The organism is Bradyrhizobium jicamae (assembly GCF_018130695.1).
GTDB classification, from domain to species: domain Bacteria; phylum Pseudomonadota; class Alphaproteobacteria; order Rhizobiales; family Xanthobacteraceae; genus Bradyrhizobium; species Bradyrhizobium jicamae_B.
Window position 1 is genome coordinate 104457 of record NZ_JAFCJX010000004.1, and the last position, 17652, is coordinate 122108.

15 protein-coding genes are annotated in these 17652 nt (G+C 63.9%); 7 read left to right on the forward strand and 8 right to left on the reverse strand.

The annotated features are described in order from the left end of the window. Positions 1–21: 21 nt before the first annotated feature. The 4 genes from JQ604_RS07325 to JQ604_RS07340 form a co-directional block, all read right to left on the reverse strand. A complete protein-coding gene (locus tag JQ604_RS07325) occupies positions 22–1125 on the reverse strand; it encodes an ABC transporter ATP-binding protein (protein ID WP_212354845.1) in 1104 nt (367 codons plus the stop codon). A gap of 12 nt (positions 1126–1137) precedes the next feature. Beyond that, complete coding sequence (locus JQ604_RS07330) at positions 1138–1932, reverse strand: carbohydrate ABC transporter permease (protein ID WP_212354847.1); 795 nt, start codon at positions 1930–1932, stop codon at positions 1138–1140. Positions 1933–1973: 41 nt separating this feature from the next. Further along, positions 1974–2894: a carbohydrate ABC transporter permease gene (locus tag JQ604_RS07335; protein WP_212354849.1), complete on the reverse strand. Its 921-nt coding sequence runs from the start codon at positions 2892–2894 to the stop codon at positions 1974–1976. Positions 2895–2964: 70 nt separating this feature from the next. Beyond that, the gene (locus tag JQ604_RS07340; RefSeq protein WP_212354851.1) at positions 2965–4401 is read right to left on the reverse strand and encodes an ABC transporter substrate-binding protein; all 1437 of its coding nucleotides are present in this window, start codon (positions 4399–4401) and stop codon (positions 2965–2967) included. 491 nt (positions 4402–4892) lie between these two features. Here JQ604_RS07340 and JQ604_RS07345 point away from each other — a divergent pair, with 491 nt between their 5' ends. The 6 genes from JQ604_RS07345 to cutA all read left to right on the forward strand — a co-directional run bounded on the left by JQ604_RS07345 (position 4893) and on the right by cutA (position 11835). Next, positions 4893–6140, forward strand: coding sequence for an amidohydrolase family protein (locus JQ604_RS07345; RefSeq protein WP_349631062.1), 1248 nt, complete (start codon positions 4893–4895; stop codon positions 6138–6140). A 126-nt stretch (positions 6141–6266) separates the two neighbouring features. Next, entirely contained in the window at positions 6267–7238 is a 972-nt protein-coding gene (locus tag JQ604_RS07350) for an isopenicillin N synthase family dioxygenase (protein WP_212354855.1), read from the forward strand. A gap of 5 nt (positions 7239–7243) precedes the next feature. Continuing rightward, complete coding sequence (locus JQ604_RS07355) at positions 7244–8005, forward strand: alpha/beta fold hydrolase (protein ID WP_212354857.1); 762 nt, start codon at positions 7244–7246, stop codon at positions 8003–8005. A gap of 9 nt (positions 8006–8014) precedes the next feature. Next, on the forward strand, positions 8015–8905 hold the full coding sequence (locus JQ604_RS07360) for an FAD binding domain-containing protein (protein WP_212354859.1): 891 nt from the start codon (positions 8015–8017) through the stop codon (positions 8903–8905). Further along, positions 8902–9429, forward strand: a complete 528-nt coding sequence (locus tag JQ604_RS07365; RefSeq protein WP_249158099.1) for a (2Fe-2S)-binding protein — start codon at positions 8902–8904, stop codon at positions 9427–9429. Before JQ604_RS07360 ends, JQ604_RS07365 begins: the two co-directional genes overlap by 4 nt. Before the next feature lie 12 nt (positions 9430–9441). Next, on the forward strand, positions 9442–11835 hold the full coding sequence (gene cutA / locus JQ604_RS07370; protein ID WP_212354861.1) for an aerobic carbon-monoxide dehydrogenase large subunit: 2394 nt from the start codon (positions 9442–9444) through the stop codon (positions 11833–11835). 27 nt (positions 11836–11862) lie between these two features. Here the strand turns inward: cutA and JQ604_RS07375 are convergent, their stop codons facing one another. The 4 genes from JQ604_RS07375 to JQ604_RS07390 are packed head-to-tail and all read right to left on the reverse strand — an operon-like array spanning position 11863 to position 16512. Next, the gene (locus JQ604_RS07375; protein ID WP_349631063.1) at positions 11863–12804 is read right to left on the reverse strand and encodes an ABC transporter permease; all 942 of its coding nucleotides are present in this window, start codon (positions 12802–12804) and stop codon (positions 11863–11865) included. A 9-nt stretch (positions 12805–12813) separates the two neighbouring features. Beyond that, positions 12814–13890 carry an ABC transporter permease gene (locus JQ604_RS07380; protein ID WP_212354863.1) on the reverse strand — a complete coding sequence of 359 codons (1077 nt, stop codon included), beginning with the start codon at positions 13888–13890 and terminating at the stop codon, positions 12814–12816. Positions 13891–13912: 22 nt separating this feature from the next. Continuing rightward, positions 13913–15415, reverse strand: a complete 1503-nt coding sequence (locus tag JQ604_RS07385) for an ABC transporter ATP-binding protein (RefSeq protein ID WP_212354872.1) — start codon at positions 15413–15415, stop codon at positions 13913–13915. Between the two features lie 17 nt (positions 15416–15432). Further along, a complete protein-coding gene (locus JQ604_RS07390; protein WP_212354874.1) occupies positions 15433–16512 on the reverse strand; it encodes a BMP family ABC transporter substrate-binding protein in 1080 nt (359 codons plus the stop codon). A gap of 371 nt (positions 16513–16883) precedes the next feature. Between JQ604_RS07390 and JQ604_RS07395 the strand changes: the two genes are divergently transcribed. Beyond that, on the forward strand, positions 16884–17561 hold the full coding sequence (locus tag JQ604_RS07395) for a cysteine hydrolase family protein (protein ID WP_212354875.1): 678 nt from the start codon (positions 16884–16886) through the stop codon (positions 17559–17561). The last annotated feature ends 91 nt before the right edge of the window (positions 17562–17652 follow it).

The following is a 17652-nucleotide window of genomic DNA, read 5'->3' on the forward strand; positions in this document are numbered from 1 at the left end:
GACCTGCGCACCGCGCAGCGATCAGCTGATGACTTCGCCGGACGCCGGATCGATCAGGACGGCGCGGTTGAGGTCGACGGCAAGTTCAATCGTCTCGCCGTGGCTCTCGACATCATGCGCCTGCAGTTCGGCAATCGCGTCCACGCCGCCGATCTTGATGGTGGTGAGAGTCCGCGTACCGGTCGGCTGAATGAGCTCTGCCGTAGCGGGATATGACATGACACCTTCACGCAAGGCACCGCCGGTGGCGCGGCTGAAATGCTGCGGTCTGATTCCGAGCAGGATCGGCCGTCCTTCCATTCCCTTCAGCGACGAAACTCTCGACGCCGGCAGCGCCAGTGTTCCGCCGTTTTCGAATACAGCGGAGATGCCATTGTCTGTCGACGCCAGCTTGGCAGGAATCAGGTTGATGGACGGAGACCCGAGGAACCCGGCTACAAACCCGGTCCTGGGTCGTTCGAACAGCTCAAGCGGTGCGCCTTGCTGCTCGATCTTGCCGTCGCGCAACAGTACGATCCGGTCGGCGAGGGTCATGGCTTCAACCTGGTCGTGGGTCACGTAGATCATCGTCGTTGTGATTTCATGATGCAGGCGCTTGATCTCGCCCCGCATTTCATCTCGCAATTGTGCGTCGAGATTGGAGAGCGGCTCGTCGAACAGGAACAGCTCGGCCTTGCGGACGATCGCGCGTCCAATGGCTACGCGCTGGCGCTGGCCACCCGACAATTGGCGGGGATAACGCTCAAGAAGTCCGCCGATTCCGAGCATCTCGGCGGCTTCGTTGACCCGCTTCCTGAGCTCGATCTCGGGCGTCTTGCGCGCGCGTAGGCCGAACGCGATGTTCTCCTTGACGGTGAGGTACGGATAAAGCGCGTAGTTCTGGAACACCATGGCTATATTCCGTTCCCGCGGCCGCAGGTCGTTGACGACCGCGCCGCCGATCGCAATCGTGCCTTGATCGGGATCTTCGAGACCCGCAATCGTGCGCAACAACGTGCTCTTGCCGCAACCGGAGGGCCCGACCAGGACGGCGAATTCGCCGTCGTTGATGACCAGATCGACGCCCCGTACCGCATGAACATTGCCGTAGTATTTGTGAACTCCGGACAATCTGACGTCCGCCACTCCTGATCTCCTCTATCCCTTGACTGCGCCGAGCGAGATGCCTCGCACCAGGTAGCGCTGCATGACGGTGACTGCGACGAAGATCGGCAACGTGCCCAGCACGGACATGGCCGCGATCTTCCCCCAGAAGTTTGACTGACCGCCGAAGTAGTGTGTCAGCTGGACTGGAAAGGTGATGACTTCCGTACGGGTAAGCACCAGCGCGAAAAGAAAGTCGTTCCAGGCAAACACGAACGTGAAGACCGACGTCGCCATCAGCCCCGGGCGAACCATCGGGAAGACCACCTTCCAGATCACCTGCCAGCGATTCAAGCCATCGACGAGTGCGCTCTCCTCAAGTTCCATCGGCACGTCGACGATGTAGCCGCGCATCATCCAGATCACGTAGGGTAGGTTGAACGCCGTATAGAGCAGGATCAGCCCGAAGAAGCTGTCGACCATGCCGAAATAGACGTAGATGAGGAAGATCGGAAAGACGACCGCGATCGGCGGGATCATTCGTTGCGAGATGATCCACATCGCGAGATTCTCGCCGCCGGTTCCGAAGCGTGCGAGACTGTAGGCGCAGAGCGTGCCAAGGATGATGGCAACGATCGAGCTTGTCCCTGCCACGATCAGGCTATTGGCGATCGCAACAACGTCTCCGTCCTTGAAGAGGACGTAGTAGTTGGAAAACTGGATCTGGCCGGGAACCCAGAGCGGCGGCACATGATAGATCTCATCCGGCGTCTTGAACGAGATCATGAACAGCCAGTAGACCGGGAACAGAAAGAGAAGCGTCAGGGCGATTGCGCCGACGTAGCGCAAGGCGAGAATGCGCGTCTTCCTGCTTGGGAGCAACGTCGGGGTCACCGCGCCAGCTCCATTCGCTTGAGGACCAGCGTCGTGATGACGGTGAGCAGCGCGATGACCAGAAAGGCAATGGCAGCCGTGTAGCTGGTCTCGAACTGCGAGAAGCCCTGGATATAAGTGTAGAGCGAGATCGTCTCGGTCATCGAGCCGGGGCCACCTTCCGTCAGGGCCCAGATGATGTCGAAGATGCGCACGAGGTCCAATCCGCGGATCAGGCAGGCGACCGCGACCACGGGCGCGATCGCGGGCAAAATGATCGCCCGAAGGACACGCAGATAGGACGCCCCATCCAGTTCGGCGGCCTCGAGCTGAGACTGGTCGACATTCGACAGCGCCGCGAGCAACAGCAGGAACATGAATGGCGACCATTGCCAGACCTCGCAAATGATGATTGCCGGGTAAACGTAGGCGGGATTGACCGTCCAGAGGATGCGCACGGGCTCGCCGGCAAGGAAACTGAGGATCTGTCCAACCGGCCCGAACCGGACGTCGAACATCAGCCGCCAGGTGGCGCCGGCGACGATCGGCGAGATCACGGTAGGCAGTACCAAGAGCGCGACGAAGAGCTGGCGGCCGGGCATGCGATCGATGAATAGCTGCGCCATGAGGAAGCCGATCAGTAGCTCCAGCGGCAGCGCAATGACGGTGATGATCGCGGTGTGTCCCAAGGCTGCCCAGAGGCGTGTATCCTTGAACAACTCGGCGTAGTTCATCAGGCCTGCGAAGGACGTGTCGTTCTCAGTCATTGTGATGTGCTGGAAACTCACGATGAGCGAATAGACGAGCGGAAACAGCCCAACCAGAAGGAGGATGAGGATCGCGGGGGCAATGATGAGATAGGGCAGGTGGTCCTCGAGCACGCGGCCGAACGTGCGGCCGCGGGCCGGCTTGGTGGTCTCGATGGCTGGAGAGGACATCATGACGATCCAGAAGATACGATGCACGGGGACGGTTGCGGACCGACCCCGTGCAAATGTCTGGTCTTGACTACTGCGGATAGGCGCCGGGCTTTGCCGCCCAGACCTTGTAGACCGCCTTCTGGTTTTCGACGCCGACCTTCTCGGTGATCGCATCGAATTGCTGCGCCATGCGGTCGAGAATGGTTTTGGGATCCTCGCCTGCCCAAAGGCTGGAGATCGTCTTGGTCATCGCCTCGTCGTACTTGTCCTGCTGCAGCAGCGAGAGGTCGAGCAGGCCCTTCTCTCCGGACAGCTTGACGGTGTCGAGATAGGCGGGGGCGTCGGGCCACACCGAGCGATATTTTTCGCTCGCATAGTGCGAGATGCGGAAAGGATCGCGCAGGGTGTAGGGCAGTTGAACGCGCTCGAGGCTGGTCTTCTTGCTGTTCAGCCACTGGATGAACAGATAGGCCGCTTCCTTGTTCTTGCTCGTCGCCGAGACGGACAGGTCGAAGCCTACGCCGAGTTCGGGACGTCCAAGCGGCGTCAGCGCATAGCCCACCTTGCCGGCGACCTGCGATTTCGGCACCCATTTCAGGGCTTCCTCGCCGGAGCCGTAGCCGGCCGCCCAGCGCCCATAAGGCGGCCATGAGATTGTCATCGCCGTCGTGCCCTGCAGGAAGGCGGCGAGGTTGTCGACGAAGTTCCACTGCTCGACGCCTGGCGGCATGAACTTGTTCTCCGCCTTCATCTGCGTAAGCACCTTCAGACCCACGTCACTGTTGACGGTCGCCTTCATGGTGTCCGGGTTGAAGAACTTGCCGCCTTCCATGCGGAAGCGCTCCTGGAACATGTATTGCGGATAGGGCGCCGTTCGGAAGAAACCGGCACCGTAGACCTTGGGCGCCATCTTGTCGGTGATGAACTGACCGATCTCGTCAAACTGCTTCCAGTCCTTGGGCGGCGCCAGCTCATAGCCGAACTTGGCCTTGAACGCCTCCTTCATCTTCGGGTCTTCGAAGATGTCCTTGCGGTAGTAGAGAAGCATGACGTCGCCGTCGTCCGGGAAGCCATAGATCTTGCCGTCGTACTGCATCTGGTTGTCGCGATAGGCCGCCGCGATGTCCTGCAACTCGTCGCGATAGCCGTACTTGTCGACATATTTGTCCAGCGGCTCCAGCGCACCGGCACGCGCCAGATCGGGCATCCAGGACGGGATCACGTTCAGTGCGTCGTAAGCTCCGGCGCCGGACTTGAAGTCCTGCAGGATCTTGGTGAACATCTGATCGGTCGGGACTTCGACCACCTTCACTTTGATGCCGGTCAACTTCTCCCATTTCGGGCCCGAATAGTTCAGCGGATCGAGCGATTGAAGGCCGGCCTCCCAGACGATGCTGATGGTCGTGCCCGAGTATTTCTTCGCGGCTTCGACGGCGATATCCGCCGCATCCTTGTCCGCTGCGGGCGCCGCGGCACCGGTCAAGGCAACCAAAGCGGCTGCCCCCAGGAAAGTCATGAGCCTCATTCGTGCTTCCTCCTCCTTTTGGGCACTCGTAGGTTGTTAGGCCCCTCGCGCCTCTCACGTGGTCTCTGGTAGTCAAACTCGTGCTTGCGCAGGAGCGGCTGCGCTGCAATCGATGACGTCGCAATCGATGCGGGGACCCACCGAAGGTGCAGCTGCGGTCTCGAAGCTCAATTGATCTGTGTGAAGGAGTCTCGCTCGGGTACCTGCAGGCTTGTGGCGTACGAGGTATTCCCGGCTTTGCTTCCTAGAAGCGCACATCCCCCCAAAAGCTTGATGCCCTGATTTTGGGATCAGTTTGCGTCGTGGCGGAACTGGCGGACAAATGATAACTTTGCAAGCAAGGGTGAGCCACATTCACTTGTCACCCTCTGAACCGGACGCTGATACGGGACTACGCGCGCGCTTTGCAGAATGAGCTGTTATGCCGCGGCACGCAACTTGCTCGCGTCCGTACGATGGCGAAACAAGATACCGGGCGCGGAGAATCGGTCGTGACCTCTGAAGCGGTCGACCTGCTTGTCAAAAATGCCCGCTTGCCGAATGGCGGCGGGGTCCTTTCGGATATCGCGATTTCGGATGGCGCCATCGTGGAGATCGGGCCGTCGATTGAAATCGGGGCCGGCGCCACGGTGGATGCGCGCGGTCATCTCGTCACGCCGTCCTACGTCAACGCGCATTTGCATCTTTGCAAGGTCTGGACCTTGCCGATGATGTCGGAAGCGGCGATCGAGGCCTATCATGCCAAGGGCATGAGCGAGGCGGCCAAGGCGATCGATCTCGCCGCCGTGGTCAAGGCCAATTGCGATGCGTCCTGGATCATTCCGAACGCGCGGCGTGCGATGGCACTGGCGGCGCTGCACGGCAATCTCCACATCCGCGGCTTCGCCGATGTCGACACCAAGGCGCGGCTTGAGGGCGTCAAGGCGCTGATCGCTGTTCGCGAGGAATTCCGCGGCATCGTCGATCTCCAGGTCGTTGCGTTCGCGCAGGACGGCCTGATCCGCGAGCCCGGTGCGGACGCGCTGATGCGGGAGGCGATGGCGATGGGCGCCGATGTCGTCGGCGGCATTCCCTGGATCGAGGCCAATGCCGCCGATGCGGACGCACACCTCAAATTCTGCTTTGATCTTGCCGCCGAATTCGACGCCGACGTCTCGATGCTGCTGGATGACGTCGGCGATCCCAATATGAAGACGCTGGAAGCGATGGCCCGAGAAGCCCTGGCGCGGGGCTATGAGGGGCGGGCGCTGGCGCATCATTGCCGGGCGATGGCGCTCTATCCCGAAGACTATCTCGGCGAATTGAAGCAACTGTTGCGGCAGGCACGCATCAGCATCGTCAGCGATCCCCACACCGGCCCGCTCCATGCGCGCGTGCGGGAACTTCTGGGTGGAGGCGTCAATGTCTGCCTCGGCCAGGACGATATCTCGGATGCGTACTATCCGTTCGGCCGCAACAACATGCCAGAGGTCGCGTTCCTGGCGTCGCATCTGCTGTGGATGACCAAAGAGACGGAGATCGCCACGCTCTACGAGATGATCACGTCGCGCGCGGCCGAGGCGATGAATCTTCGGCAGTACGGCGTCGAGGTGGGCTGCGCCGCCAATCTCGTCGTGCTCGATCAGCCCAGTGTCAGCGAAGCGCTGCGCTTTCACAGCCCGCCCGCGGCCGTCATCAGCCATGGACGGCTGGTCGATCTCGACAGCATGCGCGAGCTTGCCCAGATCGGGCGTGGCTGATTTTTGGGCCAGAAGTCCTGCGTTTTGCCGAATATTTGAGCGCCCCGGTCGATGCTGTCCGCGTAACCTAGCTGCGGTGATCTGCTCCCTCGCGGGGAAGCAAAGCCTGAGATGCGGAGAACGACAATGCTTGAGGCGGCGCGCGTATCAGAGGCCAGCTTGCCGGTGATCGACATCGGCGGGTTGCTGTCGCCAAAACTGCCTGATCGCAAGCAGGTCGCAAACGCCTTGCGGTCGGCGTGCCTCCACAACGGCTTCTTCTACATTTCAAATCACGGAGTGAGCGAAGCCCTGGTGGCCGATGTCTTTGCCGAAGCCGCTTCCTTCTTCGACCTGCCGCCCGGGCAAAAGGCCGAGGTGGACAAATCCCGTTCCAGGGCCAATCGCGGCTATGAACCATTGCAGGGACAGACGCTGGAGCCCGGCGCGCCGCCCGACCTGAAAGAGGGATACTATATCGGCCCCGAACATCGCGCCGACGATCCCCGGGTGATTGCCGGTATATTCAATCACGGCGCCAACCAATGGCCGGCAATGCGGCCGAACTTCAAGCCGGTGATGCAGGCCTATCTCGAGGTCATGCTGGATCTGTCGGCGCGGATGATGGGCGGCATCGCGCTGTCGCTGGATCTGCCGGAAGACTATTTTGCCGGTTACTGCAGCGATGCGATGGCGACCGTGCGACTGCTGCACTACCCGCCGCAACCGGCCGGCGGCAATCCTGACCAGAAAGGCGCCGGCGCCCATACCGATTTCGGCGGGCTCACTCTGCTGCGCCAGGGCGACGTCGGCGGCCTGCAGGTCTGGGATCAGGCCTCCGGCGGCTGGATTCACGCCGATCCCGTTCCCGGCACCTTCGTCGTCAACCTCGGCGACATGATCGCGCGCTGGAGCAATGATAAATATCGCTCGACGCTGCATCGCGTCGTCAATGCCTCCGGCCGCGAGCGCTATTCGGTGCCGTTCTTCTACACCGGCAACTACGCCCACAAGGTCGAATGCATCCCGACCTGCGTTGCGCCGGGCGAGGCGCCCAAATATCCGCCCATCACCGTCGAGGAGCACATGCGGGCGATGTACAAGCGGACCTATAAATAGCCGCCATGGCCGACGCCGCTCCGCCCCGCCTCACTTTCATCCTGATCCACGGCGCTTGGCAGGGCGCCTGGGCCTGGGAGACGATTGTCCCGCGGCTGAGAGCGCTGGGTCACGACGCGATCGCCGTCGATTTGCCGGGCAACGGCCACAACCCGATGGCGCCAGCCGACGTCAATCTCGAGCGCTACGCTGCGCACGTCACAGGCATCATCGACGCCACCCGGGGGCCGATCGTCATGGTCGGCCACAGCATGGGCGGCACCGCCGCGGCGCAGGCCTGCGAATTACGTCCCGATCGGATCGCGCTTGCGATCTTCCTCGCCGCGTTCCTGCTGCCTGATGGCATGTCGGTGCTGCAGTTCTACGAACTGCATCTGGAGCCTTGGATGGTCGGTGCGCACAAGCGCGTCACCTATGATGAGAGCGGGCTGCTGTCGCGCATCGATCCGGCCTCCGCCGTTGAAGTGTTTTATCACAAGGCAGACCGCGCGCAGGCCGAAGCCGCCGCCCAACGCCTGACGCCGCAGCCCGAGGGCGGCCGCCGCTCGCAGCTGAAATTGTCGCCCGATGGTTTCGGTACGGTGCCGCGCGTCTACATCGAGGCGCGAGAGGATCGCTCGGTGCACCTGCCGCTGCAGCGGAAGATGCAGGCGATGTCGCCGTGCCGCGCCGTCTACGGGCTCGACAGCGATCATGCGCCGCAGCTGTCCGATCCCGATGCGTTGGTCGCGCTGTTCATGACGGCGGTCGCCGAACATGCGAGGTGACGTGACGCGATGAAGCCCTCGATCTTCGGCTATGAGGCGCCGACCAGCCTCGAAGATGCCATCCGTCTGCTTGCCGGCGATACCGACGCCGTCGTGCTCGCCGGCGGGCAGACGTTGCTGCCGGCGATGAACTTTCGCGCCGCCAATCCGTCGCTGCTGGTCGACATCCAGCACATCCAGGGTTTGCGCGGCATCGCGGTCGGCGCCGACGGCATCGTCGTCAAGGCGATGGTCCGCCACCGCGAATTCGAGCTCGACCAGGACGTGCTCTGCGCCAATCCGCTGGTCGCGGAGGTCATCCAGCACGTCGCCCATGTCCCGATCCGTACCCGCGGCACCGTGGTCGGCAGCCTTTGCCATGCCGATCCGTCGGCCGAGATTCCGTTGCTGCTGGTGCTGCTCGGCGGCTCCGTCATCGCGCAGGGGCCGTCGGGCACGCGCGAGATCGCAGCCGAAGATTTCTTCCAGTCGTTCCTGACCACGGCGCGCAGCCATGATGAAATCGTGATCGAGGCGCGCTTTCCCCTGTTGCCGCGCAGGGCCGGGTGGGCGTTCGACGAGGTGACGCGGCGGCATGGCGATTACGCCGTCGTCGGCGTCGGCTGCGTGGTATCGCTCGATGGCAGCGGCTGTGCCGAGCGCGTGCGGCTCGCGGCATGCGGGATCGCCGATCGGCCGATCCGGCTCAAAGACGCCGAAGCGATCCTGACGGGAACGGCGCTCGGCATATCCGATCTCGATGCTGCGGCGGAGGCCTCGGTGGCCGCAGTGACCCAGCCCGATGACATCAATGTCTCGCAAAGCTACCGGCGCCGGGCGCTCGGCGCGCTGATCCGCCGGATGGTCGTCAAGGCTGCGCAGCGCGCCGGGTCCGCGCAACACGCGGAGTCCGTGGCATGACGCGGCCGATGAAGCAGGCCGGCTCCGCCCGCTCCGGTGACGCGCAGGTCGACGTCGAGCTCACCGTCAACGGCGAAGCCATTCGCCGCAGCGTCAGCGTGCGGATGCTGCTGTCCGACTTCCTGCGCCACGAGCTCGGCCTGACCGGCACCCATGTCGGTTGCGAGCATGGCGTGTGCGGCTGCTGCACCGTGCTGATCGACGGCAAGCCCGGCCGCTCCTGCCTGACGCTGGCGGTGCAGGCCAACGGCTACAGCATCCGCACCATCGAATCCGTCGCCGCCGCCGATGGCACGCTGCATCCGGTGCAGCAGGCCTTCAAGGAGTGCCATGGCCTGCAATGCGGCTATTGCACGCCCGGCATGGTGATGAACGTGCTCGGCCGCTTCGAGGAAGAAGGACCGCTCGATCTCTCCGACGACGGCATCCGGGAATTGCTGTCGGGCAATCTCTGCCGCTGCACCGGCTATCTCAACATCGTCGCCGCGGTGCGTCGCGCCGCCGAACTGCTCGGCAGATCATAGGAGCGCGTGCCGATGTCGACACGCATGTTCGGAGCGCGCATCGAGCGCAATATCGATCCAAAATTGCTGCGCGGCGAGGGGGCTTTCGTCGACGATATTCCGCTGTCGGATGCGCTGCACGTCGCTTTCCTGCGCAGCCCGCATGCGCGGGCGCGGATCAACGCGATCGACACGGCGGCCGCCAAGGCTCATCCGGGCGTCGTCGCGGTCTACACCTGCGACGATATCGGCGCGCTCGACGTCGAGATGCCGCTATTGATCCCGCATCCGTCGATGACCAACCCGCAGACCCAGCGTCCGCTGGCGCGCGGCGACGTGCACTATGTCGGCCAGACCGTCGCGATGGTGGTGGCCGTGGATCGCTACACCGCCGAAGATGCGGCTGCGATGATCGAGGTCGATTACGCGCCGCTGGCGGTCGAGATGGACATGATCAGGGCGCTGCAGGACGGCGCGCCGCGCGTGCACGCCTCGATCCCGAACAATCTCGCCGCCCATTTCGTCCAGAGCAGCGGCGATCCCGACGGCGCCTTCGCCGCCGCTGAGCACGTCACGCGGATTACCGTGCAGGTCGATCGCTCGACCGCAGCGCCGATGGAATGCCGGGCGGTCGCCGCCCGGTGGGAGGCGGTTACCGGGGAATTGACGGTGTGGGATGGTACGCAGGCGCCGATCTCGGTGCGCGGCGGGCTCGCCTCGGTGTTCGGCATCGATGAGGACAAGGTCCGCGTCATCGCGCCCGACGTCGGCGGTGGGTTCGGCCAGAAGGTGCTGCTGTTCTATCCGGATGAGCTGCTGGTGCCGATGGCGGCGATGCAGCTCGGCCGCCCCGTCAAATACATCGAGGACCGCCGCGAAAATTTCATCGGCTCCTCCCAGGAACGGACCCAGATCCACACCATCGAACTGGCGGCGCTGAAGTCGGGCGAAGTGATCGGCTTGCGCGATTTCTTCCTGCACGACACCGGCGCTTTCATTCCCTACGGTATCGCGGTGGCGCAGGTCGCGTCCACCTCGATCGCCGGTCCCTATCGAATCCCCAACATCCTCGTCGAGTTCAAGGCGGTCTACACCCCGACCGTGCAGGTGACGCCCTATCGCGGCTGCGGCCGTCCGCAGGCCTGTTTCGCGATTGAGCGAGCGATGGACCAGTTGGCCCAAGAGCTCGGGCTCGATCGATTTGAGATTCGCCGCCGCAATCTGATCGCCGACAATCAGTTTCCCTACGCCCGCGAGGGGTTGCTGTTCGCCGACGGATTGAAGGTGACGCTCGACAGCGGCCAGTATGGCAAGGCGCTGGCGATGGCCGCGGCCGAGCTCGGCGCCGAAAGCTTTGCCGCCGCGCAGGCCAAAGCCTTGTCCGAGGGGCGCTACCTCGGCCTCGGCCTTGCCTGCTATGTCGAAGGCACCGGCCTCGGTCCTTACGAGGGCGGTCATGTGAAGATCCATCCGATCACCGGCAAGGTCTATGTCAATACCGGCCTGAGCACGCAAGGGCAGGGGCACGATACGGTGTTTGCGCAGATCGTCGCCGACCAGCTCGGCGTTTCGCCGCAGGACGTCATCGTGGTCGAGGGCGACACCAAGGCGTTCGACTGGGGTGTCGCAACCTTTGCCAGCCGCGCCGCCGTGGTCAGCGGCAACGCGATCCACAAGACCGCGGTGACCGTGCGCAAGAAGGTGCTGCAGGCGGCGGCCAACATGCTGGATGTCGACATCGACTCGATCGAGTTGCGTGACTCCGCCGCCTGGGTCAAAGGCTCCAACCGCTTCGTGCCGTTGGCCGCGATCGCGACCGCGAGCAATCCGCTACGTTATGCCTTCAACAAGGCCGCGCAGGCGGCGACGCAGTTCGCACCGGCCAGCAAGCACGACGGTCCGCCGCTCGCCGAAGGCGAGGCGCCGGGGCTGGAGGCGACCGACTATTACAGCCCGTCGCAATCGACCTGGGCTTACGGAGTGCACGCCGCGGTTGTCGAGGTCGATCCCGGCCTGTGCACCGTCAAGATCAGAAAGTATGTCTGCATCCATGATTGCGGCAACATGATCAATCCGATGCTGGTCGAGGGCCAGGTGATGGGCGGCATCGCACAGGGCATCGGTGGCGCGCTGTACGAGCATCTCGACTATCAGGCCGACGGCAACCTCGCCAACGCCAGCCTGATGGATTTCCTCGTGCCCTACGCGACGGAGATTCCCGATGTCTCGATCCTGCATCTCGAAACCCCGTCGCCGCTGAATCCGCTCGGCGTCAAGGGCGTCGGCGAGGCCGGCTGCATCGCGGTGGGCGCAGTGGTGGCATCCGGCGTCGAGGACGCGCTGCGTCCGTTCGGTGCACTCAAATTCCACCAGGTGCCGCTGTCGCCGACCATGATCGCGGATGCGCTGGAGCGGGCGGGACACTAAGCAAGCGCAGCCCGCGAACACGATGGGCTATCGCCGCTCCTCGCGGACATGTGGCTGACCAAGCGCGCCGGGCTCCTGGCTGCCGCGGTGGTCTTTGGCGCCGACCCAGATCATCACCGCGATGGTGGCAAGATAGGGCAGCATCAGCATCAGATATTGCGGCACCCGAATTCCGGCTGCGGCGACATGGGGGATCAGCGCTTCGATGCAGCCGAACAGCAGGGCGCCCGCCAGCGCCGGCCATGGCGCCCAGCGGGCGAACACCACGAGCGCCACCGCGATCCAGCCGCGGCCGCCGGTCATGCCGGTGACCCACAATTTCACGCTGACCACCGAGATGTAACCGCCGGCAAGCCCGATCAGCGAGGAGCCGGCGACGATCGCGAGGATGCGATGCAGCGCGACGCTGACGCCGGCCGCATCCGCTGCAGCCGGATTTTCACCGACCGCGCGGATGCGCAGGCCGAGCATGGTCCTGAACAGGAGGAAGTTGACCGCGATGAAGATCAGGATGGTGAGATAGACGACGGGATCCTGCATGAAGAAGATCCGCCCGATCACCGGGATTTCCGACAGCGGCCAGATTTTCAGCGGCACCAGCCCGCTCAATTGCTTGTTCTGCCATTTTGCCAGCGTGCCGATCAGGCCGGTCAAGCCCTGGCAAAAGAACACCACGGACAATCCCGCGATCACCTGGTTGATGCGCAGCACCACCACCAGCACCGCAAACAGCAGCGAGACCACGCTTGCCGCCACCATCGCGGCGAGCAGCGCGACCGCGGGATGGCCGACGAACAGCAGCGAGGTGCCGGCACCCGCCAGCGCGCCGACCAGCATCAGACCCTCGGCGGTGAGATTGAGCACGCCGGAACGTTCCGCCACGATCAGGCCGAGGGCGGCGAGCGCATAGGGCACCGCGGTGACCGGCGCGTTGGCAATCCAATTGATCAGGAAGTCGACCAGGTTCACGGGATGCCTTCAGCGAAGCCAGCGGATGCGGTGACGGATCAGGAATTCGGAAGAGGCCACTGCCATCACGATGATCGCCTCGATCATCTGCACCATCGTGAAGGGGATCTGGTAGAACACCTGCAGTGTCTGTCCGGTAATGAACAGCACCGCGATCAGGAAACCGACGATGGCGATCACGATCGGATCGTTGCGGGAGAGGAACGCGATCAGGACGCCGGAAAACACGTAGCCGTTGGCGTAGGACTGGGTAAGGCGACCTTCCTGGCTCGCGACGTTGACGAAGCCGGCGAGGCCTGAGCAGGCGCCGGAGGCCGCGATGATCCAGATTGTCGCCGTTTGCACGGGAACGCCGACGATTTTCGCCATCCGTGGATTGGCGCTGATGAAGCGGGTGTAGAAACCGATCCGGCTGAGATGAATCAGCCAGCCGGCCGCCAGCACGCCGGCGATCGCAATCAACAGACCGCTGTTGACGCCGTAGCCGATATCCCCCAACCGCTCGAAGGGACGGAACGGGGTCGATTGCGGGAAGGCCGTCTTGGCATCCTGCCAGGCGCCGTACAGCAGATGAAACAGGAAATACATCGCGACGTAGTTGAGCAGCAGGGTTGCGATGATCTCGTTGACGCGAAAACGAGTCTTCAAGAACGCCACCAGCAGCACCCACAGGGCGCCGCCGAGCGCCGCGGCCGATCCCATCAGCACGAGCCGCGTCGCCTGCGGTCCGATGTCGTAGATCGAAATCGCGGCGGCGAAAATGCCGCCGAAGATCATCTGGCCCTCGATGCCGAGATTCCAGAACCCGATCCGGAACGCGAGGCTGGCGCCGAGTCCGACCAGGATCAGCGGCGCGGCCTGCACCAGCACGCCGCTTAGGTTTTCGGCCGTCAGCACGCCCGCGAGTTCGCTCGCCAGGGTCAGCGGCGGGATGCCGGCGACCGCCAGGATGACGATCGAGATCGCAAGCCCGAAGATCAGCGAGGCGCCGACGAAAGCCGCCTGCTTCCACGGCGACAGGTCCTGGCGCACGTCGAGGGTGACGCGGCCGAGGCCGCGGGAGGCGGAGGGCGCAGGAGAGATCAAGGCATCCGCTCGGCGTGAGAAATCATCCATGGTCGACCATAGCACGGCCGATCGCCTGACGATCCGCGGGGCGCTCGAATTCACCGACGATGGTGCCGCGGCTCATCACGCCGATGCGGTCCGACAGGCTCAGCACCTCGTCGAGGTCCTCACTGATCAGCACGATCGCAGCTCCCCGCTCGCGCGCCGCGATCAGGCGTTGATGCACGGCGGCGCAGGCGCGGACGTCGAGCCCGCGGCTCGGGCTATGCGCGACCACGACGTCGGGCTCGCGACTGAACTCCCGCGCGATGACGAGCTTCTGTGCGTTGCCGCCGGACAAAAGCGAAGCCTTCTGGCCGACGCTGCGGACGCCCTGGACGTCGTAATCGGCGATGGCGGCAAGGGCATCCTGGCGCATCGCTGCGCGGTCGAGCTTGACGACGCTGCCGTAGCGGCCGGAGCGGATCTGCGCCACCGCGAGGTTATCCGATATCGGCAGGCTGCCGGCGAGCGCATAAGCGTAACGGTCGGCGGGGATCGCGGCGATCTTGGCTTCCCGACGTTTGGTCTGGCCGGCGCGGCTGATGTCGCCGGTGCCGTCGAGCCAGATCTCGCCCGACGACGGCTCGATCGCGCCGATCAGTGCTTCGGCGAGTTCGGCCTGGCCGTTGCCGCTGACGCCGGCGATGCCGTAGATCTCGCCGGCGCGGACGTGGAAGCTGGCGTTGTCGAGCATCACGCGGCCGTCGCCGCGGGTGTAGCAGAGCGTGCCGACATTGAGCCGCGTCGGTCCGCCTTCATGCGGTGAGCGTTCCGGCAGCGCCGAGGTCTGGCCGACCGTCAGTTCGGTCAATTCTTCCGCGCTGGCGTGGCGCGGGTCGAGCTTCGCCACCGTCTTGCCGCCGCGCATGATGGTCACGCGGTCGGCGAAACGCTTCACGTCCTGCAGCTTGTGCGTCACCAGCACCACGGCGGTGCCGGCCCGCGCCAGCCGCCGCACGATCTCGAGCAGTCCGATCGCCTCGGCGTCGGTCAGCACCGCGGTCGGCTCGTCGAGGATCAGGATCTTCGCACCGCCGACCAGCACCTTGACGATCTCGACCTGCTGCTGCTCGGCCACCGTCATGGTGTCGATGCGCCGATCCGGGTCGATCGAGAATTTGAGCTCTCCGACCTGCTGCTCGATTGCAGCGCGGATATTGCGGATGCCGGAGGCGAAATGCGGTTGCGGATTGGCCAGCAGCACGTTCTCCGCCACGGTAAACGGTTTCACCAGCTTGAAGTGCTGGTGAACCATGCCGATGCCATGCTGGCGGGCAGCCGCCGGGCCGCTCAGCGCGATCGGAGCGCCATCGATCGAGATCGATCCGGCGTCCGGGGCGTAGAGCCCGGCGGCGACGTTCATGAGGGACGATTTGCCGGCGCCGTTTTCGCCCAGCAAGGCATGCACCTCGCCGGCCTGGCTCTCGAACGACGCGCCGTCGAGAGCCAGGGCCCCGTCGAAGGATTTTCGAATTCCGACGAGTTGCAGCGCAGATGCCATCAGCCGTTCGTACCAGCCTATTTCTGGGTAATGACGCCTGGAACGTACCAGTCCATCTTCCAGAGACCACCATCGTCGAGCGCCGCATTGGCTGCAACCCTCTCGGTGCCTGCGACGTCCTTGATCGGCCCAGTGAAGATTTTCTTGCCGGCGATGATGGCGTCGCGTTCGGCCATCACCTTGTCCACCACCTCTTTCGGCACTGCAGGGCCGCAGCAGGCGATATCGGTGCCGCCGTCCTTGATGCCCGGGAAGGCGCCATAAGGGCTCGGTTCCCAGTTGCCGGCCGCCACCTTCTTCAGCTCGGGCGCCAGGAATTTTTCCCAGGTCCAGGCCGAGGAGCACAGCGTTGCCTTCGGTGCGAATTCGCGCAGGTCGCGGTGATGTCCGGTGCCATAGATGCCGCGCTCCTGGGCGACGATCTGCGGCGTCGGGGTGTCGACGTGCTGGCCGATGACGTCGATGCCCTGGTCGGCCATGGCGCTTGCCGCGGCGCGTTCCTTGACCGGGTCATTCCAGGCCCCGGTGAAGATCACCGTCGTCGTTGCCTTCGGGTTCATCTTCAAGGCGCCCATTTCGTAGGCATTGATGGTCCAGTTGACCGGGCCGATCGGATGCGCGGCGACGAAGCCGAGCTTGCCGGTCTTGGACATCGCACCCGCGATCATGCCGCACAGATACTGGCTCTCATAGGTGCGGCCGTAGAAGGATTCGAGGTTCGGACCGTTGGTGGTGCCGGAGGCATTGAGGAACGCGACCTTCGGATATTTCAGCGACAGTTCCTTGAACGTGTCGGAATAACCGAACGCGGTGCCGATGATCACATTGTATCCGCGCTGGATGAAGCGCTCGGCCGCGGGCGTGATTTGGCCTGCAACTTCCGGCACGTTCTCGACGAACGGAATCTGCAAGTCGACCGCTTTTTCGATCTTCGGGCGAGCCTCGTCAAATGCCTGCGTCCAGCCGCCGTCGCTCTTGTCGGCGAAATACAGGAACGCGACCTTGGGCGGTGCAGGCAATGTGAAGCCGGCCGCATAGGCGATTGCAGCGCCGCCGGTGAGGGCCGCAGCAAGAACAGGAATGTAAGTCCAGCGCATCACGCAAATCCTCTAGCTGTGCGAAATTTTCGGCCGCATGAGGCGGACGTCGAAAAATCTTCGCATCGATGGAAAAAATAGCACGCCGATTGTTTAGTCATCGTCGCCCCATTCGCTGGGCACTTCCTCCTCGTCTTGTCGTCACGGGGCCATTGTCGGCCGCTGCGGGAATTGAGGGCGCACCGTTCAAGGTTCGTCCCCTTCCAATCCAGGTTTTGGCGCCGCGTCCGGTCGTGCGGCGACGTGCCGGCGGCCGCCTGAACGCCATCGAAAAGCAATCTATGCTTGACGGGCAGGCGGCTTGGATATTGCTTCGCATGCAGCGCTGCGGAGCGCAGCAGGTTGTGCAGATGTCGACGGGAGAGTGCGTGATGAAGGCTTATGTGTACGGCGAAAGGCGCGACCTGCCGCAGGGCTTTGAGGATTTCACCACCGCCAGTCGTTCGGCGATCGTCTCGATCGACATGCATCAGGGGCATCTTGCCGATACGCCGGACTGCCCCTGTCCCGCGCCGCGTGCGCGCGAAATCGTGGCGCCGATCGACGCGTTTCATGCGGCGGCCCGCGCGGTCGGCGTGCCGGTCATCCACGTCAAATCGGTGTTGCGCAAGGGCGGCGTCGACGACACCGCCGGCATTCCGTCGGCATGGCGGCGGACCTTTCCGCTCCATGTCGGTGCGATTCCCAACTCGGATGCGCACGCGATCGAAGGCTCGCGCTGGACCGAATTCGTAACCCAGGTCGAGTCGCAGGATCTCGTTGTCGCCGGCAAGAAGCGGCTGTCGCCGTTCTTCGCCACCGACCTCGACTTCCTGTTGCGACAGATGAATGTCCGTACCGTCGTGCTCAACGGCGGCATGACCGATTGCTGCATTCTCAACGCCGCCTTCGACGCCAGCAATCTGAGCTATCGCGTGGTGGTGCTGCGCGATCTGGTGCGCGGCACGGATCAGGACATGGAAGAGGCCGCGCTGAAAATGGTGTCGCTGCATCTCGGCGTGGTCGCCGACGCCACCGATCTGCTGGAGCAGTGGCGCAGCACCCGCTAGCGCCGCGCCGCCGGGGGAAGGGCTACGGGTTTCCGGCCGACCGGTCGGCGCAACGTCATGCCCGTTCTCCAAGGGTTTGGCCCAGCCCATG